Annotated in this window: 12 protein-coding genes, 1 tRNA gene and 3 pseudogenes; 7 read left to right on the forward strand and 9 right to left on the reverse strand. The window is 60.7% G+C overall.

Annotation, left to right across the window (positions count from 1 at the left end; all coding sequences use genetic code 11):
- Nucleotides 1–25 precede the first annotated feature (25 nt).
- Nucleotides 26–436: a MerR family transcriptional regulator gene (locus RBRH_RS05335; RefSeq protein ID WP_041753364.1), complete on the forward strand. Its 411-nt coding sequence runs from the start codon at nt 26–28 to the stop codon at nt 434–436.
- Nucleotides 437–522: 86 nt separating this feature from the next.
- On the opposite strand, the gene RBRH_RS05340 is transcribed toward RBRH_RS05335, so the two are convergent.
- Nucleotides 523–1161: an HD domain-containing protein gene (locus RBRH_RS05340; protein ID WP_013434987.1), complete on the reverse strand. Its 639-nt coding sequence runs from the start codon at nt 1159–1161 to the stop codon at nt 523–525.
- Between the two features lie 524 nt (nt 1162–1685).
- Here RBRH_RS05340 and RBRH_RS20125 point away from each other — a divergent pair.
- Nucleotides 1686–1934: pseudogene (locus tag RBRH_RS20125) on the forward strand (hypothetical protein); the annotation flags it as partial.
- A gap of 155 nt (nt 1935–2089) precedes the next feature.
- Here the strand turns inward: RBRH_RS20125 and RBRH_RS05345 are convergent.
- A tRNA-Pro gene (locus tag RBRH_RS05345) sits at nt 2090–2166 on the reverse strand.
- A 392-nt stretch (nt 2167–2558) separates the two neighbouring features.
- On the opposite strand from RBRH_RS05345, the gene RBRH_RS05355 reads away from it, so the two are divergent.
- Nucleotides 2559–3671: a porin gene (locus RBRH_RS05355; protein WP_013434991.1), complete on the forward strand. Its 1113-nt coding sequence runs from the start codon at nt 2559–2561 to the stop codon at nt 3669–3671.
- A gap of 181 nt (nt 3672–3852) precedes the next feature.
- Here the strand turns inward: RBRH_RS05355 and RBRH_RS05360 are convergent, their stop codons facing one another.
- The 3 genes and pseudogenes from RBRH_RS05360 to RBRH_RS05370 all read right to left on the reverse strand — a co-directional run bounded on the left by RBRH_RS05360 (nt 3853) and on the right by RBRH_RS05370 (nt 7627).
- Nucleotides 3853–5778, reverse strand: a complete 1926-nt coding sequence (locus RBRH_RS05360; RefSeq protein WP_049786367.1) for a PAS domain-containing hybrid sensor histidine kinase/response regulator — start codon at nt 5776–5778, stop codon at nt 3853–3855.
- A 105-nt stretch (nt 5779–5883) separates the two neighbouring features.
- Nucleotides 5884–7201, reverse strand: a pseudogene (locus RBRH_RS05365) (cation:proton antiporter).
- A gap of 45 nt (nt 7202–7246) precedes the next feature.
- Nucleotides 7247–7627, reverse strand: coding sequence for a DUF3175 domain-containing protein (locus RBRH_RS05370; protein WP_041753368.1), 381 nt, complete (start codon nt 7625–7627; stop codon nt 7247–7249).
- Between the two features lie 391 nt (nt 7628–8018).
- Here RBRH_RS05370 and RBRH_RS16710 point away from each other — a divergent pair, with 391 nt between their 5' ends.
- Nucleotides 8019–8180, forward strand: a complete 162-nt coding sequence (locus tag RBRH_RS16710; protein ID WP_041753371.1) for a DUF1328 domain-containing protein — start codon at nt 8019–8021, stop codon at nt 8178–8180.
- A gap of 46 nt (nt 8181–8226) precedes the next feature.
- Nucleotides 8227–9120, forward strand: a pseudogene (gene ligD, locus RBRH_RS05380) (non-homologous end-joining DNA ligase); the annotation flags it as partial.
- Between the two features lie 68 nt (nt 9121–9188).
- On the opposite strand, the gene RBRH_RS18720 reads toward ligD, so the two are convergent.
- Entirely contained in the window at nt 9189–9458 is a 270-nt protein-coding gene (locus RBRH_RS18720; RefSeq protein ID WP_013434997.1) for a hypothetical protein, read from the reverse strand.
- A 296-nt stretch (nt 9459–9754) separates the two neighbouring features.
- Between RBRH_RS18720 and RBRH_RS05385 the strand changes: the two genes are divergently transcribed.
- Nucleotides 9755–11233 carry an RNA polymerase factor sigma-54 gene (locus RBRH_RS05385; RefSeq protein ID WP_013434999.1) on the forward strand — a complete coding sequence of 493 codons (1479 nt, stop codon included), beginning with the start codon at nt 9755–9757 and terminating at the stop codon, nt 11231–11233.
- A 79-nt stretch (nt 11234–11312) separates the two neighbouring features.
- Here RBRH_RS05385 and RBRH_RS05390 read toward each other — a convergent pair whose 3' ends face one another.
- The 3 genes from RBRH_RS05390 to RBRH_RS05400 all read right to left on the reverse strand — a co-directional run bounded on the left by RBRH_RS05390 (nt 11313) and on the right by RBRH_RS05400 (nt 14328).
- Entirely contained in the window at nt 11313–12098 is a 786-nt protein-coding gene (locus RBRH_RS05390) for an ABC transporter substrate-binding protein (RefSeq protein WP_041753372.1), read from the reverse strand.
- A 453-nt stretch (nt 12099–12551) separates the two neighbouring features.
- On the reverse strand, nt 12552–13550 hold the full coding sequence (locus RBRH_RS05395) for a 2-dehydropantoate 2-reductase (RefSeq protein ID WP_041753374.1): 999 nt from the start codon (nt 13548–13550) through the stop codon (nt 12552–12554).
- A gap of 7 nt (nt 13551–13557) precedes the next feature.
- Nucleotides 13558–14328: a class II aldolase/adducin family protein gene (locus RBRH_RS05400; RefSeq protein WP_013435003.1), complete on the reverse strand. Its 771-nt coding sequence runs from the start codon at nt 14326–14328 to the stop codon at nt 13558–13560.
- Between the two features lie 289 nt (nt 14329–14617).
- Here RBRH_RS05400 and RBRH_RS05405 point away from each other — a divergent pair, with 289 nt between their 5' ends.
- On the forward strand, nt 14618–15085 hold the full coding sequence (locus RBRH_RS05405; protein ID WP_232509335.1) for a MarR family winged helix-turn-helix transcriptional regulator: 468 nt from the start codon (nt 14618–14620) through the stop codon (nt 15083–15085).
- Nucleotides 15086–15103: the final 18 nt, after the last annotated feature.

Genomic DNA, 15103 nt, shown 5'->3' on the forward strand with positions numbered 1-15103 from the left:
AGACCGACATGACGAGCGTGTGACGATGGACAAAGTCACGTTGCCCCCGATACCCGCGAAGCGGTATTTCACGATCGGTGAAGTCAGCGAACTGTGCGGCGTCAAGCCGCACGTGCTCAGATATTGGGAGCAAGAATTCACGCAGTTAAGGCCGGTCAAGCGCCGCGGAAACCGGCGTTATTATCAGCATCATGAAGTACTGCTGATCCGACGGATCCGAGAGTTGTTGTATGAGCAAGGATTCACGATCAACGGTGCGCGTAACCGACTCGATTCACGCGGTGCGCTGTTGCCGGACGAGCCGGGTGGTGCGGTCCCGACGGGCGAGGCGGGCGTGCAGCCAGCGGATCTTCGGCTTGTTGCCGTGGACGTGGGCGCACTGCGCGACGAAATCCGTCAGGTGATCGTTTTACTGACGGACGGCAAGCGGTCTTGACCCATCGACGGGCGCATTCTTCCCTTGCTGATCTACTTGATAGGCGTGTCACCGATTCCTCGTGGTTCGGGGCGGTTACCGTGCCTTCAGATCTCTTCCGACAATTCATCCACGAAGCGCGCTAGTCGTTCGTGACGCTGCTTGGCCAGGCGCTGACCCTCCGGCGTTTGAAAATGGGCGGAGAGCTTTAATAGCTTCACGTGAAAATGGTCAAGCGCGTATCGCGCATCATCCAGCGGCCGGTATTGTGCGTGCGGATCGGCGTGTGCATAGAGTTGCGATCCCATGCGTCCAGCGACGTAGAAGCATCGTGCGATACCGAGTGTGCCGATGGCGTCCAGCCGATCGGCGTCCTGCAGAATCCTGGCTTCGAGCGTGTTTGGCGCGATACCGGCCGTGTAACTGTGCGCTTCGATTGCATGAGCGACGGATTCAATCTTCTCTTTTTGCCATCCAAGTCGCCGCAAAATTTGCGTAGCGCGTCGGGCAGCCAGCCGAGAGGCTTGCGCGCGCAGCGGCGAGTTCTTTTCCACCTGAACGCAGTCGTGCAGCAGGACGGCGGCGAACAGCACTTGTGCGTCGCCACCCTCCTTTGACTGGATGGCGAACGCGTTTTTCCACACGCGTTGAAGGTGGGCTACGTCGTGAGCGCCGTCGTCCCCTTCCGTTGCAAACGGAAGAAGGATTGACGCGAGGTGCTGGTATGGAGCGAAGGCTGGCGTCATGCAGGAATGGTGAAAACACAGTGATCTAGCATTTTATCCACCGGATCGGTTCGATGCGCTCAATGCTCGTCTTGGATAGAAAGAGTGGATTGCCTCGGCATAGTTCATCCTGTGCAAGGATATTCAGACCAACGAGCGCGCACGCCCGGCGCTCCGAATAGTCGTATTGTTTAAGAAACTGCTGCACGACTTCCCAGCGCTGCGCGGGCGAACTCACTTTTTTCGAGAACGTCCTCGCATTGACTGGTGGACAGCGACAATCATCTTGGCCGGTCGCATTGACTCAGGTTTTTTGCTACCGAGCGGAGCCTGTTGCCTCATGTAATGTGTGACCCGTCAGAATGCTGGCGGGGACGACTTATGGCGAGCAGGCTCAGTATGTCAACACGACGGGAATGGATAGAGGCGGTCGGTGAACGGTATCGCCGTCCCGCACGTTGGCCCACATCAGCTTAAGCACATCCGCCGGCCGCTGTCCGGTCAAATAGGCTAGCTCCATCGCGTGGCGAGTGGGCTGGGCAAGTCGGCTGCGCGTCGCCGTCCGTAACGGTTCAGCCAACCGCGATGACGTGTCCAGTGCTACCCGCGTGGGCCATGGAACCGCCGTCTACGCAGACCTCGACACAGCGACTGCGCAACGCGTTTTTGCCGTCGCCGCCGCCGACCAGCGAGAAATAGACAAGCTGCGTGCGCTCCAAGGCTATGTGTGTGGTGGGTCGGAGATGCCGCCGATGACGCGCCGCTCGTTAGCTCGACGTGGTGCTGGGCGGTAGGCCAGTGTGTCGTCGAACTAGCGGACGTTGAAAGGGCCGAGCGGTACCGAAGGCATGAGACATATTAGAAATCTTCTAATATCGCCTCCCCATTGCACAACAAACAGGCAGTAATAGAAAACCCGCGAAAGCCTTAGCTGACGCGGGTTTGAGACTGGTCGGGGCGAGAGGATTTGAACCTCCGACCACCTGCACCCCATGCAGGTACGCTACCAGGCTGCGCTACGCCCCGAAAGCGATGGAGTATAGCAGAGATGTGCACGATTGCGAACTGCATCCGGCTGGCTAATGTGCAATGTAGTCGGATGTATTGATCCGCTACGCGCATCGGGCGGCCGAGATACCGGATTGCGTCGCGCAATGCCAGCACCTGCCGGGTGAAACCGAGCAGTATGGCGTCGTGCTGTGGCGACACGATGCCGCGGGGCTTGTGCACGAACAGCGTCTTGCCGAGCGATGCCTACAGGGCCTTCCAGTGGCCCGCTCACCGTAATAGATGCGAAGCATTAGAGCGCGTGGCGCACTGTCCATCATGGCGGCCCGAACGACGAGGCTATAGTCGCCACTGCGGCCGTCCCGACAAGTCGACTTCGCAGCTTTCCTCTTTTCAAGTGACCCATACCCATGTCTGGCAAACAAAATCGGCGCCTGATCGACAGGCGCCTTTATTTAATCGTGTTAGCTGCCTGCGTAACCCAAGTGCACGCACAGAGCAGTGTAGCGCTGTACGGTGAATTGGACACTGGTGTCGCATGGTTGAGCAATGTCGCCGACCATGCGCAGTACAAGGCGACCAGCGGCTTGATCGACGGCAGCTATTGGGGAGTGCAAGGCTCGGAAGACCTCGGTGGCGGAAACAAGGCGGTGTTCCGGCTCGAGCGCGGCTTCGCGGTGACCAACGGGCAGTCACTGAATGATCATCCGTATTACGTCGGTTTAGGCAACGAGCGATACGGCACGATCACGCTGGGTCACCAATACGATGCAGTCCATGACTACTTTGCACCCGTTACGCTAACGGGCGGGGCGGGCGGCACTGCGTTCGCCCATCCGTTCGACAACGATAATGCGAACAACTCATACCTGGCGCGTAATTCGATCAAGTATACCAGTGCCCAATTCGCGGGTTTCAGCGCGGGCGGCATGTATGCGTTCTCGAACGCGGCGGGACAATTCGCAAACAACCGTGCGTACAGCGTCGGGGCGAGCTACCAGAACGGCCCGTTCAATGCGGGCGCCGCATACCTTCACGTGGGCGGCCGCGGCAGGACGGCAGCCGGCGCCTACGATATCGCGGCGCTGCCCGGCTCGAACCGCGACGCGTTCAACGCCACTGTCGGTGCACAGAATACCTACGGCGTCGGCGCGAACTATGCGCTGGGAGACCTGACGCTGGGTGCCGCGTGGTCTCGTGCAATCTATACGGGTGTTGCCGATGCCGACACGGGCGCCAGTGCCCGTTCGATCGGATTCAGCAACTACGAGGTCAATGGCGTATATCAACTCATGCCCACATTGACGCTGGCCGGCCTATACACGTACACGAAGGCGTCCGATGCGCACTGGCACCAGGGCGCCGTGCAACTCGATTATGCGCTCTCCAAGCGTACCGACACCTACATGGAGGCGATTTACCAGCGCGCATCGGCTGGCGTGCCAGCCATGATCAATACCGCCGAGCCCGCATCGGGTGGGAGCCAGCTATTGATCGCCGCAGGCGTTCGCCACCGGTTCTGATTTACCGGCCATCACCCGCCAGCGGTCCAGCCGATCTATGATGTACAGACGCACTGAGCACTGAGCACTGAGCACTGGGCACTGAGCACTGGGCACTGGGCACTGAGCACTGGGCACTGGGCACTGGGCACCGAGCGGGGAGCAGGAAAGCACGGTGCACCGTATGCCGAGGCGCGAGTCGTCAGCGTTGCAAGGAGTCCTTACTGGCTTGCCGCATGCTGCGCTCGAGCAGCGCATCTAACTGGGCTGGTTTAATCGGCTTGACCAAGTGCGCGTCAAAACCGCTGGCCAACGATCGGGCGCGGTCACCTGGTTGGCCGAAGCCAGACATCGCAACAAGCGTCGAGCCGGACAGGTCCACACTCGAGCGCAATACGCCCGCCACGCCGAACCCGTCGACATTGGGCATGGCCAGGTCGGTCAGCACGAGATCCGGCAGGAACACGCGGGCGATCTCGATCGCGTGCGCGCCATCGTAGGCCACGCGGGCCATGTGGCCCTTGAGTTCGAGCAGGACGGCGAGGCTGTCGGCGGAATCGCGATTGTCGTCCACGACGAGCACCCGTAGGGGTATCGACGGTGTAGACATGACGACGCTGGACGATGCCGGCGGATCCGCCTGTGCTTGATGCCGGGCGATCGGCAACCGTATCGTGAACGTGCTGCCGCTGCCGAGCCCATCACTGGACGCGTCGATCATTCCGCCATGAAGCTCGATCAGCGAGCGGCACAGCGTCAGGCCGATTCCCAGGCCAGTATCGGTTGGATTCTGTGCGTGGTTTTCTTGCACGAACAGGTTAAAGATCGACTTCAGACCCTCCTGCGAGATGCCCCGGCCCTGGTCGATCACGCGCAGGAAGATCATGCGCTTTCCGACAGTGACCTCAATGCTGATCCGAGCGCCGCTGGGCGAGAACTTGGAGGCGTTGTCCAGCAAGTTTTGCACTGCCTGGACCAATCGTGTCATGTCGCCACGGACCCAGGCCGGTTGGGGCGGCAATTGCACGTGCAAACTCTGCCAACGCTCGTCGATGAACGGGCGGGCAGCCTCCACGCTGCGGGCGACGACTTCCGCCATGTCGATGCAGGCCAGGCGCAGCTCCAACTTGCCGGTGGTGATTCGCCCGATGTCCAGCAGATCGTCGACAAGCCGCGTCAAATGGCTGACCTGCCGATCGATCACGTCGCGGCAATGACGCATCGTCGCATCGACATTCGGGACCAGCTGCATCACGCTGACTGCATTACGCACGGGGGCAAGCGGATTGCGCAATTCATGCGCGAGCATCGCGAGAAATTCGCTCATGCGGCGGCTGGACAGCTCTAGTTCCTCCAGACGCTTGCGCTCGGTCATATCGCGCGTCACCATGGTGAAGCCAAGCAGTGCGCCGGCGGCGTCGCGTACCGCCGTGATCACAACATTGGCCCAGAACAATGTGCCGTCCTTGCGCACGCGCCATGCATTGTCCTCGACACGCTCCGTGTTCGCGGCGGCTTGCAACTGCTGCTCAGGCATGCCGTCGGTGTTATCGTCGTCGCGATAGAAGACAGACATATGGCGGCCAATGATCTCTTCTGAACGGTACCCGTTGATCTGCATGGCGCCAGCGTTCCAGCTCGCCACGCGGCCTTGTGGATCCAGCATGCAAATGGCGTAGTCCTTGACCGATTCGACCATCAGTCTGAACCGTTCTTCGCTCTGGCGAAGCTTGTCCTCCTCTGCACGTCGCTCGGTCAAGTCGCGGGTGATTTTTGCGAAGCCGTACAATTCGCCCGATGGCGCGCGCAGCGCTGTGATCACGACATTGGCCCAGAATCTCGATCCGTCCCGACGGACGCGCCAACCCTCATCTTCAACGCGGCCGAATTCGGCGGCATGCCGCAATTCATATTCGGGTTTGCCGTCCGCGATGTCGGCCGGACTGTAGAACACTGAAAAGTGGCGCCCGATGATTTCTTCGGCACGGTATCCTTTAATGTACTGAGCACCGGTATTCCAACTCGCGACGTGGCCTTCCGGATCAAGCATGAAAATCGCGTAGTCCTTGATGTTCTGGACCATCAGTTCGAAAGCGGCAGGATCATGCAGCACAGCTCGCCCTGACATCGTGGTCACCGTTGTTTCCACAGGTTGGCTGGCAGCACTGGGGGTCTGTCTTGCATGGCAGTATGGGTTCTTAGCTATGGCGGTAGGGATTTCCAGTTTGGCATTTTATTGATGAGCTTGCCGCCATCGCTGATACCAGTTCATCAACGGCGTAGCGGAAATGCCGTGGACTACAACTGATGCAGTGACGACGAACAATGCAGTGGACACGATCGCCGTGCTAGCCTGCACACCGTGCTCGACTGCGAAGGCGGTGTAGTAGAACGAACCGATTCCACGGATGCCGAACCAGCTCATCAGGCGACGCTGTGCCGGCGAGGCGCGGGAGCCGGCCAGTGAAATGCCCCACCGCGAGTGGGCGAACAAGTAGAAATAGCACGGCCGCCACCATCGCATTGCGCTGGCTTAACAACGGCGCTGGCAAGGTAGTTAGTACATTGCCGATGACGATCATCGTGGCCATTTCCGCGATTTTCTCCAGTTCGATCGTGAAGCCGAGAATGGACTCGGCCATGTAGGCGTGAGCCTTGTCCGGATGTGCCGCAGTCGCCTGAACGTTCTGTGGGTCGAGTGTGCCGATCGTCGCCTGCGCCGTGCGCTCGCCGCTGGCACGATGCTCGACACGGCGCATCGCGACACCGGCGGCAAAGACTGCAAGGAATCCGTATGTATGGGCGAGTTCTGCGGCGCCGTACGACAACACAATCAGCCCGAGGGCAAAAAAGCCCTCCAGGCCCAGTGCCTGTGCGTGCCGTGTGCGCAGCCATGCCACTATGTGGGTCGTTGCCCATCCGAGGGTGGCACCGATGCCGATTGCACCAACGCCGCCCCAGAGCGCATGAGCCATGAAGATCGGGGACAGTGCCGCGGCGATCGGCCTATCCGGTTGGTTGCACAAGGCAATGCCGAGGAGCGCGAATGGCATGGCCGCCCCGTCGTTCAATCCGCCTTCGCCGGACAGCGCAAAACGCATCTGGTCCTGATCGCGTGAATCTTGTACCTGAACGTCGTGGGCCAGCACGGGATCGGTCGGGGCCAGGATGGCGGCTGTCAACAGTGCGGGACCGACTGGTAGATCGAGTACTACCATGCCGAACGCAGTCAATAACGGTATCGTGACGAGCATCGCCAGCACGCCGAGCCTTAGCGGCAAGCCCCAAAGTGGATTGGCCAGCGGCACCCGCAACCGCAAGCCAATGGCGAATAGCGACACGAGCAGGGCCACCTCAGTCAACACTCGCAGCAAATGCGCGTCGCGAAAAATATCCAGCGCGAGTATTCCGGCTCCGGGCGTGCCGAGTGCAGCGCCTATTGCCAGATACAGCATCGCGCTGCTGCAGGGCAGGCGCTTGAGCAGCGAGCCGGCGATGCCCATTACGACGAAGACGCTGCCCACGATGAGGAACCAGGTTGTTTCACACATGATGCATGGGCGCGCTGGGTCGGATAGACGCTCGGGCGCGCATTGTCACGATCCTCGGCGCCGGCCGAATGTGTCCCGCAATGCCTGCTTGGATCGTTCCAGGACCTGGCGGCGCGACACAGGTAAGTGCTTTCCGGCTCGGTTGATGTAAAAATTTAGCATCGACATGGCCGATTGGAACGGCGTGCCGCGACGCCGTGTGCTGTGCATCGACGCGCGCTTAAGCGATTCAGCGATTTGCTGCGCCGTGCCCTGCTTGAAGACATCCGGCTCCAAGTCCAACGCGTGGCTGTGCTGGGTCACGTCGCGTGACCAGCGTTTTGCACGGTTGCCGCAATGGGCAGCGCGCGCTGTCGCGTGACGCTGGCGCGGCGGGCGGCCATTACGGTGCCGGGTGGAGGGATGGGAACGGGTGCTGCTTGTCATGGCGGCCTCTCGGTATGCGACAACGCGCTTTCGCAAGCTTCATGCCCATGCGTCGCCGACTTAGCGGCCCCGGGTCGGGGCGGCAGCAGATTGGCCAGGCATGATTGATGCAATGCCGAAGAGAGTCGAAACAACGGAGCCGTTACGTCTGGCTGTATCACTCACCCTGCCCACACACGGAGTACGCCATGTCACGGATGTCATCGCTGAGGGACAGACAGGCGATCCGCAAGCTTGCTGCCGACGCGAAACCACAATGAATCGCGCTACCGTCGTGCCGCCGTGTCCCATCGTCTGACGGTTTTCATCTGCTTGTGCGACTGGCACGCGCGCAAGGGGTCTAGTCATGTGCCGATGGCCGTTGCCGGCCTTTGATTTGGGGAAAAATGCCATGCTTCGTTACGCTGTTATTTTTTTCATCATTTCTATCATCGCTGCCGTATTCGGCTTTGGCGGGATCGCTACGGGCGCAGCTGAAATCGCAAAAATACTGTTTTTCATCTTCCTCGTGATTTTTCTGGCGACGCTGTTGCTTGGCCTGATCAGGCGATAACCGCTGCTGTATGAAAGACTCGGAGCAACGCAACTTGCATGAGACGGTGGCGGGTGTGCGGATTTCGCATCCCGATCGGGTGATGGATCCGCACACCGGTACCCGCAAAATTGACCTGGTTCGCTATTTCGAATGGGTGGCCCCGGTGTTGCTGCCTCATCTGCGCGCACGGCCTGTCGGGTTATTGCGCGCACCGGGCGGGATCGATGCAGAGTTGTTTTTCCAAAGGCATAGCGATCGGCTTGCGATACCGCATGTCACGCAGCACGAAGGCCTGGACCCTGGACACAAGCCACTGATTACCATCGACGATACGGCGGCGCTGGTGGGGGCCGCCCAGATGGACGTAATCGAACTCCATACATGGAACGCACAGCTTCCTGCCATCGAACATCCCGACCGGGTCGTCTTTGATCTTGATCCCGATCCAGCGTTGCCGTGGCGCGCTATGCTTGAGGCCGCCGAACGTTTGCGCACTGTGTTGGCTGACCTCAGCTTACGGTGCTGGTGCAAAACCAGCGGCGGAAAGGGGTTGCATGTGGTCGTCCCGTTGGACTCACACGCCAGTTGGGACGACACCAAGGCGTTCTCGCAGCGCATTGCCCGCCATATGGCCACCGTCTGGTCAGCGCAGTTTGGTGCAAAAATGGGCGAGCCGAATCGCCGGGGCAAGATCTTCGTCGATTACCTGCGCAACAGCCGCGGCGCAACCACGATCGCCGCCTACGTACCGCGCGCCCGGCCAGGGGGGGCTGTGTCGATGCCCCTCACATGGGACGAGGTGCCTCACACGAGCAGCGCGGCGCAATGGACATTGCGCAACATCGCCGAGCGGCTCGACCGATTAGGCGCGGACCCCTGGGCTGGCTATTGGAGCACGCGCCAGCGCATCACAGCGGCGATGCTTGAGCGCTTGGAGCCGGGCGACGAGAGCGCCTGAGCGCGCCCGCGTGCGAGGCACTCAATCCATACACGCATCTATCGGATGTTATGCCTGACCGCCGCGGTCTATGCCTGTGCTTGGCACTCCGCGCGCTTGCCTTGTTTGGCCAGTTCATCGTTGCTGTGCTCTGTGCCCAGCTTGGTGCCATCAACAGCCATGAATCCGCCAGCACGCTTCTGGATACACTGCTTCTCGTGCTTGCGTGCCGTCATCACGCTCATCCTGAGAGCAGCGGCATAGCTGCCATGATGAACTCTTAGCGGATGGCTCAGCATGCATGCCGTGTTTGGCGAGATGCAGCCTTCGAACACCGCACTTGGCATGCCGGAAGCCACGGGGTCAGTGGGTTTGTGCCTGGACTGTCGGGCAGGTACAGACGGTTATCGTGGCAGGCATCGTGGCAGGCACAACAGCGGCCTCGCCTGACATCCGACGATGAATGTCTTCCCGCACCGTTGTAAAAAGGGCACGGGTAGGCCGTAGCCACCGCACGCCGGGATCGGCATGTGCTCACCGCATGGCGGCCCATCACGCAATTGGCACGGGTGTTGCTCGTCCATGAGACAGCGGTCCGCGCCGCATTGTGTGTGTGCGGTCGCGCTTGTTTTTCAAAATTGAAGGATTACCGAAAATGCCCCAACTACTGGAACAACGCATGCGTCAGTCGCTGGCATTGACGCCGCGGCTGCAGCAGTCGGTGCGCCTTTTGCAGCTGTCTTCCGTCGAGTTCCAGCAAGAACTGCGCGCGGCGCTGGACTCTAATCCTTTTCTCGAGGACGACTCGTTGAACGGAGCCGAAGATGCGGTACCGGATACGCTGACCAGCGCTGGCTGTGATAGTGGGGACGGCGTATTGCCGTCCTGCGCCGAACCCATCACCAGTGGCACGGAGGCCGCCGGTGTGGCTGCGGAAACACCCTATTCGGATACGGCCACAACGGATTTTGCTGGCGATCCGTATGATCACGGCCCAATTCGTGAGTACAGTGGCGCGGACAACAGCGATCCGACTGCTTGGTTACGCATTCAGCCGTCGCTACGCGAGCAATTGCAGGGCACGTTGTGCCTGTATCGCCTTGATGAGCGCGACCAGGAGTTGGCTCAATTGGTGATTGAGGCGCTGGACGACGATGGTTACCTGCGCCAACCCCTGTCGGAGCTGGCCGCGCTCGCCGAGCTTGGTACGCCACCCACGGACGAGGAGTTGTTGGTTGCGCTACGTTTTGTTCAATCATTGGACAAGCCTGGTATCGGCGCCCGCTCATTGTCCGAGTGCCTGCTGTTGCAGTTGAATGCGATGCCGGATGACACGCCACGGCGCGACATTGCACGTGAGATCATCGTGCATCACTTGGAGCGGTTGGCGCGGCGCGAATTCGGTGAATTGCAGAAGCATATCGGTTGCAGCACGCGCGCGTTGCACGAGGCCTGTGCGCTCATCCGCAAGCTTGATCCGAAGCCCGGCAATGCCTATGGACGGGCTGAGGACAACTATGTTGTGCCGGACGTGATCGTGCGGCAGGCGCGAGACAAGTTTGTCGTTACCGTGAATCCCGCCGTGCTACCGCGCGCTCGGATCAACCGGATGTACGCGGATTTGTTTGCGCAAGCATCGGGCACTAACCGCTCGCCGCTGGGGCAGCAATTGCAGGAAGCGCGCTGGCTGTTGCGTAATGCGCAGCAGCGCTTCGATACGATCCAGCGGGTCGCCGAATGCATCGTGGCCCACCAAAAGGCGTTCTTCCTATACGGTGAAATCGCACTAAAGCCGTTAGTGCTGCGCGACGTCGCGGATGAGCTTGGCCTGCACGAGTCGACAATCTCGCGCGCCACGGGCAACAAATACATGGCGACACCGCGCGGCATATTCGAGTTCAAGCACTTCTTCCCCCGTGAACTGTGTACCCAGAGCGGCGGAACGTGTTCCGCGGCGGCCGTGCGGGCATTGCTTAAGGAAATGATCGATGCCGAGAATGCACGCGATCCATTGTCCGACGTCACGCTTGCGCGGATGCTGACGCAGCAGGGCATCCAGGTGGCCCGGCGTACCGTGACGAAGTATCGGCAGCAAATGAAGGTGCCGCCGGCAGACTTGCGCCGGCAGGCGTAAAGCCGTCGTTGGTGGCCTGTGCAGCGCGGCGCTTGGAAGCCGGGCGTGGTCGCCCCCGCGTGACCGCGCACCGCGTTGCTCAGCCTCCGTATATGTCGAAATCGAAGTACTTTTGCTCGAGCTTTTTATAAGTACCATCGTTGAGCATGTCGGAGATGGCCTTGTTGATCATCACCTTCAGGTCGGTGTCTTTCTTGCGCAGGCCGATGCTCGCACCGGTACCCAGCGTTTTTTCGTCTTGCAGGCCAGGGCCGACGAATGCGTATCCTTTGCCGCGCGGTGTCTTCAGAAAGCCGACGTCGGCTTGTACCGTGTCCTGCAGCGCCGCGTCCAGGCGGCCAGCGAGCAGGTCGGCATAGACCTGATCCTGATTCTGGTAGGGGACAACCTCGACGCCCTTAGGCGCCCAGTACGTCTTCGCGTATGTTTCTTGAATGGTGCCTTGTTCGACGCCCACGCGCTTACCCTTGAGCGATTCTGGCGTCGGCTGGATGCTCGAGCCGACTTTGGCTACCAGCCGCGTCGGCGTGTTGAACAGTTTGGCCGAGAACGCGACCTGCTTGGCGCGCTGCGGCGTCATTGTCATCGAGGACAGCACGCCGTCAAACTTACGCGCTTTGAGGGCGGGAATCATGCCGTCGAAATTGTTCTCGACCCACATGCACTTGGCGTGCAAGCGACGGCAGATCTCGTTGCCCAGGTCGATGTCGAAGCCGACTAGCTTGCCGTCCGCGGCCTTCGATTCGAAAGGCGGATAGCTCGCGTCGACGCCGAATCGGATAGTGGACCAGTCCTTGGCATAAGCGCCGGCGGATGCGCCGAAGGCGACAACCGCGACAGACATAGCGGCAAATAGTTTTTTCACTTTTAGCCTCCTTTGAGCCTTGGTGGGTTGTGGATTTGCATGCATCCCTCCTGTAAGAGGAACGTATTGGCGGGTGCACCACGCATGAACCGGTGAGCCGCGCGTGCTGCCTCTGCGCCGCGCAGAGTAACAGTCTAGACACGCTGCGTCGAGAGGGTGGCGCTCAAGTATGTATTTAATAGGGACGGGATTGTCGGATCTTGACCGTCGAAAGGCCGTGCGTTGGACTGGATGACGGGGGATAAGTGTGCAGCGTCCTGCGTAAAGTCCCGTATGCAGGCCGTCAACGAACCAAACCAGTGACCGCGCCGAGCGTGAACACGCATGTGGTGCTGCGCTTGACTTTGCGAACCTGAATCAACCAGTCAGGCGCCGTGCGGTGCCGTCGGCGACCACGTTGCGCGGCAGTGCTTGGACGTTGGCCGTCGCCGATGCCATAGACCCAGCCTGCCGCTACCCGACAGCGCCGCCGACGTAGGGCCCCATGCTACGACCCTTCAGCCGTATCAGGCCAAGCAGCATGTCCAGATAGGGCGTTGGCACGCCGCTCATCCGGGCAAGCTCATACGGCGCGCCGACGATTCCATCGATCTCCATCGGCCTGCCGGCTTCGGCATCTTGCAACATCGATGTCTTGAACGCACCGAGTTGGCGCGTCTGAGCATTGCGTTGCTCGACACTCATGCCCATGTCCAGTCCCAGCTTCGCACCGATGGCTTGCGCTTCCCGCATCACTTCGACGACCAGGCGTGCGGTGAGCGGATCGTCCAGGATCACGTCGGCGGTTGAGCTGGTGAGCACGCTGATTGGGTTCATCGTCATGTTGCCCCACAGCTTCGCCCAAATCTCATGTTGGATCGAAGAGGCGAGCGACACGTCGAAACGAGCGTCTCGTAGCAGCCGGACAATCTCATGCTGGACCGCGTCGCCGGTGTCGTGCGGTGCCCGAGCGATTAGCAGGTTCCCCTTGTTGCGCACGATCACGCCGGGTTCGCGCACCGATGCGGCCAGGTGCACGACGAGGCCATCGGCCTGTGCCACGGGCAGCGCCGCGGATACGACGCCGCCAGGGTCCACCGATTCGAGCCGCCGATCGGCGCATGCGCCACCGAATTGGTGCAGGAACCACCACGGCACGCCGTTCATGACCGACACGATCCGCGTGTGCGGGCCGATCAATGGCGCCAGCGATGCTGCTGCATCGACCAGTGCATGGCCTTTCAGGCACACGAACACGATGTCTTGGGCGCCGAGCGCGGCGGGATCGTCTGTGGCGTGCGCGTGCACGATCGTGGGCTCGCCATCCTCGATCAGCGTCAGTCCGCGTGAGTGAATCGCCTCGAGTTGCGCGCCACGGGCCAGCACTTTGACCGGAACACTGGCCTGTGCAAGCCTGCCCGCCAGCAGGCCGCCGACCGCGCCGGCGCCCACGATGGTGATATTTTTGGACATCACGGTGTCACGCCTTGTAGGACGGATCGATGCGCTCGACGCGGCGGATCAACGCAGCCAGCACGGCCTCGCCGGCGCCGGTGTCCGGCGAGAACTGCAACGCGTCGCGCGTGGCGCGCGCAGTGACGTGCGCGGGGATGGGGAGCACGTCACCGCGCATCGACTCAGTCAAAACCTGGATCTCGCACGCGCGATTTAGCGTCCACAGCAAGACGAACGCATGCGCCAGCGTGCGCCCGTGCGACAGCAATCCGTGGTTGCGCAGGATTAGCAGGCGCTTGTCGCTGAGCGAAGCCAATAGCCGCTGCTGTTCATCTGCATGCACGGTGATGCCCTCGAATGTGTGATAGGCGACCATATCGTGCAGCTGTGCCGCATAGAAGTTCGAATACGACAATCCGTCGTGCATGCAGGCGACCGCCAGCCCGGCAGATGTATGTACGTGCATCACGCAATGTGCATCGTCCACGTTGCGATGGATCGCACTGTGAATGATGTAGCCGGCCGGGTTGATCGGATAGTCGCTGGTGCTCAGGATGTTGCCGTCCACGTCGATCTTCACCAGATTCGACGCAGTCACCTCATCATAGGTAAGGCCGAACGGATTGATCAGAAAATGCTTGTTTGGCCCCGGCACACGAAGCGTGATGTGATTGAAGATCAGTTCGGTCCAGCCGAGCAGGTGGAAGACCCGATAGGTGGCGGCGAGTTGCACGCGGGCGTGCCATTCGTCGGCAGTGCACCAGGACGGGGGCGCCGTATGCTGCGGTGTGGCCATGTTCGTCTCCTTGTGGCCGGCACATCATGCCGGTCGTGCCGGATCGGGCATCGGTGACTATCGTAACGGCTTATCGATGTGAGTGCAACCGATATGATGCGTGCGCACGCATCATATCGGTTGCCGGATGACGCAGAGAGCTGGCAGCGGGGATGGGTGGGGGCCGTGGTGGTGCGGCTTGATGGAGCAGACTGGAAAAGTGGATTGACAGAGGGTATCGCCAAAAAGTGTAAGCAGAGCGCCGGGGTAGCAATGGTATGCTGGATGCTCGTTTCACCATCGATTGTCAATGTCCCGATCGTCCATGCGTACCCGACGTCCTGCTCCGAGCCCGATCGACCAGCTTTTCACTTATCGGCTGCATTGGCTCAAAAAGCTGACCGACAAGGTAATGAACGACGCATTTGTTGCCCGCCTGGGATTGCCGTTGACCGAGGCGCGCGTGCTGCTCAGCGTCGGCTCGTTCGGTCCGTTGTCGGTATCGGATCTCGGGCGCGCGTCGAACTTGGATCGCAGTCAGGCGAGTCGCGCCACCGACGTGCTTGGCAAGAAGGGTTTGCTGACTAAAGAAGCGGACGAGGAAGACGGTCGTGGCGTGCGCATCGCGCTCACGACGAAAGGAGCCTTGTTGTTTCGCAAGGCCGCATCGATTTCCCGCGAACGCAACGATGCGATCCTCGCGGCGTTGTCCGAGGCTGAACGCGCGGCGCTGGACCAGGCGCTAGACAAGATTTTCGCGAGTGTGCTGCAAGGATAACGTGTGGCGCGGGCATCC

Origin of the sequence: Mycetohabitans rhizoxinica HKI 454 (genome assembly GCF_000198775.1) — a bacterium.
Lineage (GTDB): Bacteria > Pseudomonadota > Gammaproteobacteria > Burkholderiales > Burkholderiaceae > Mycetohabitans > Mycetohabitans rhizoxinica.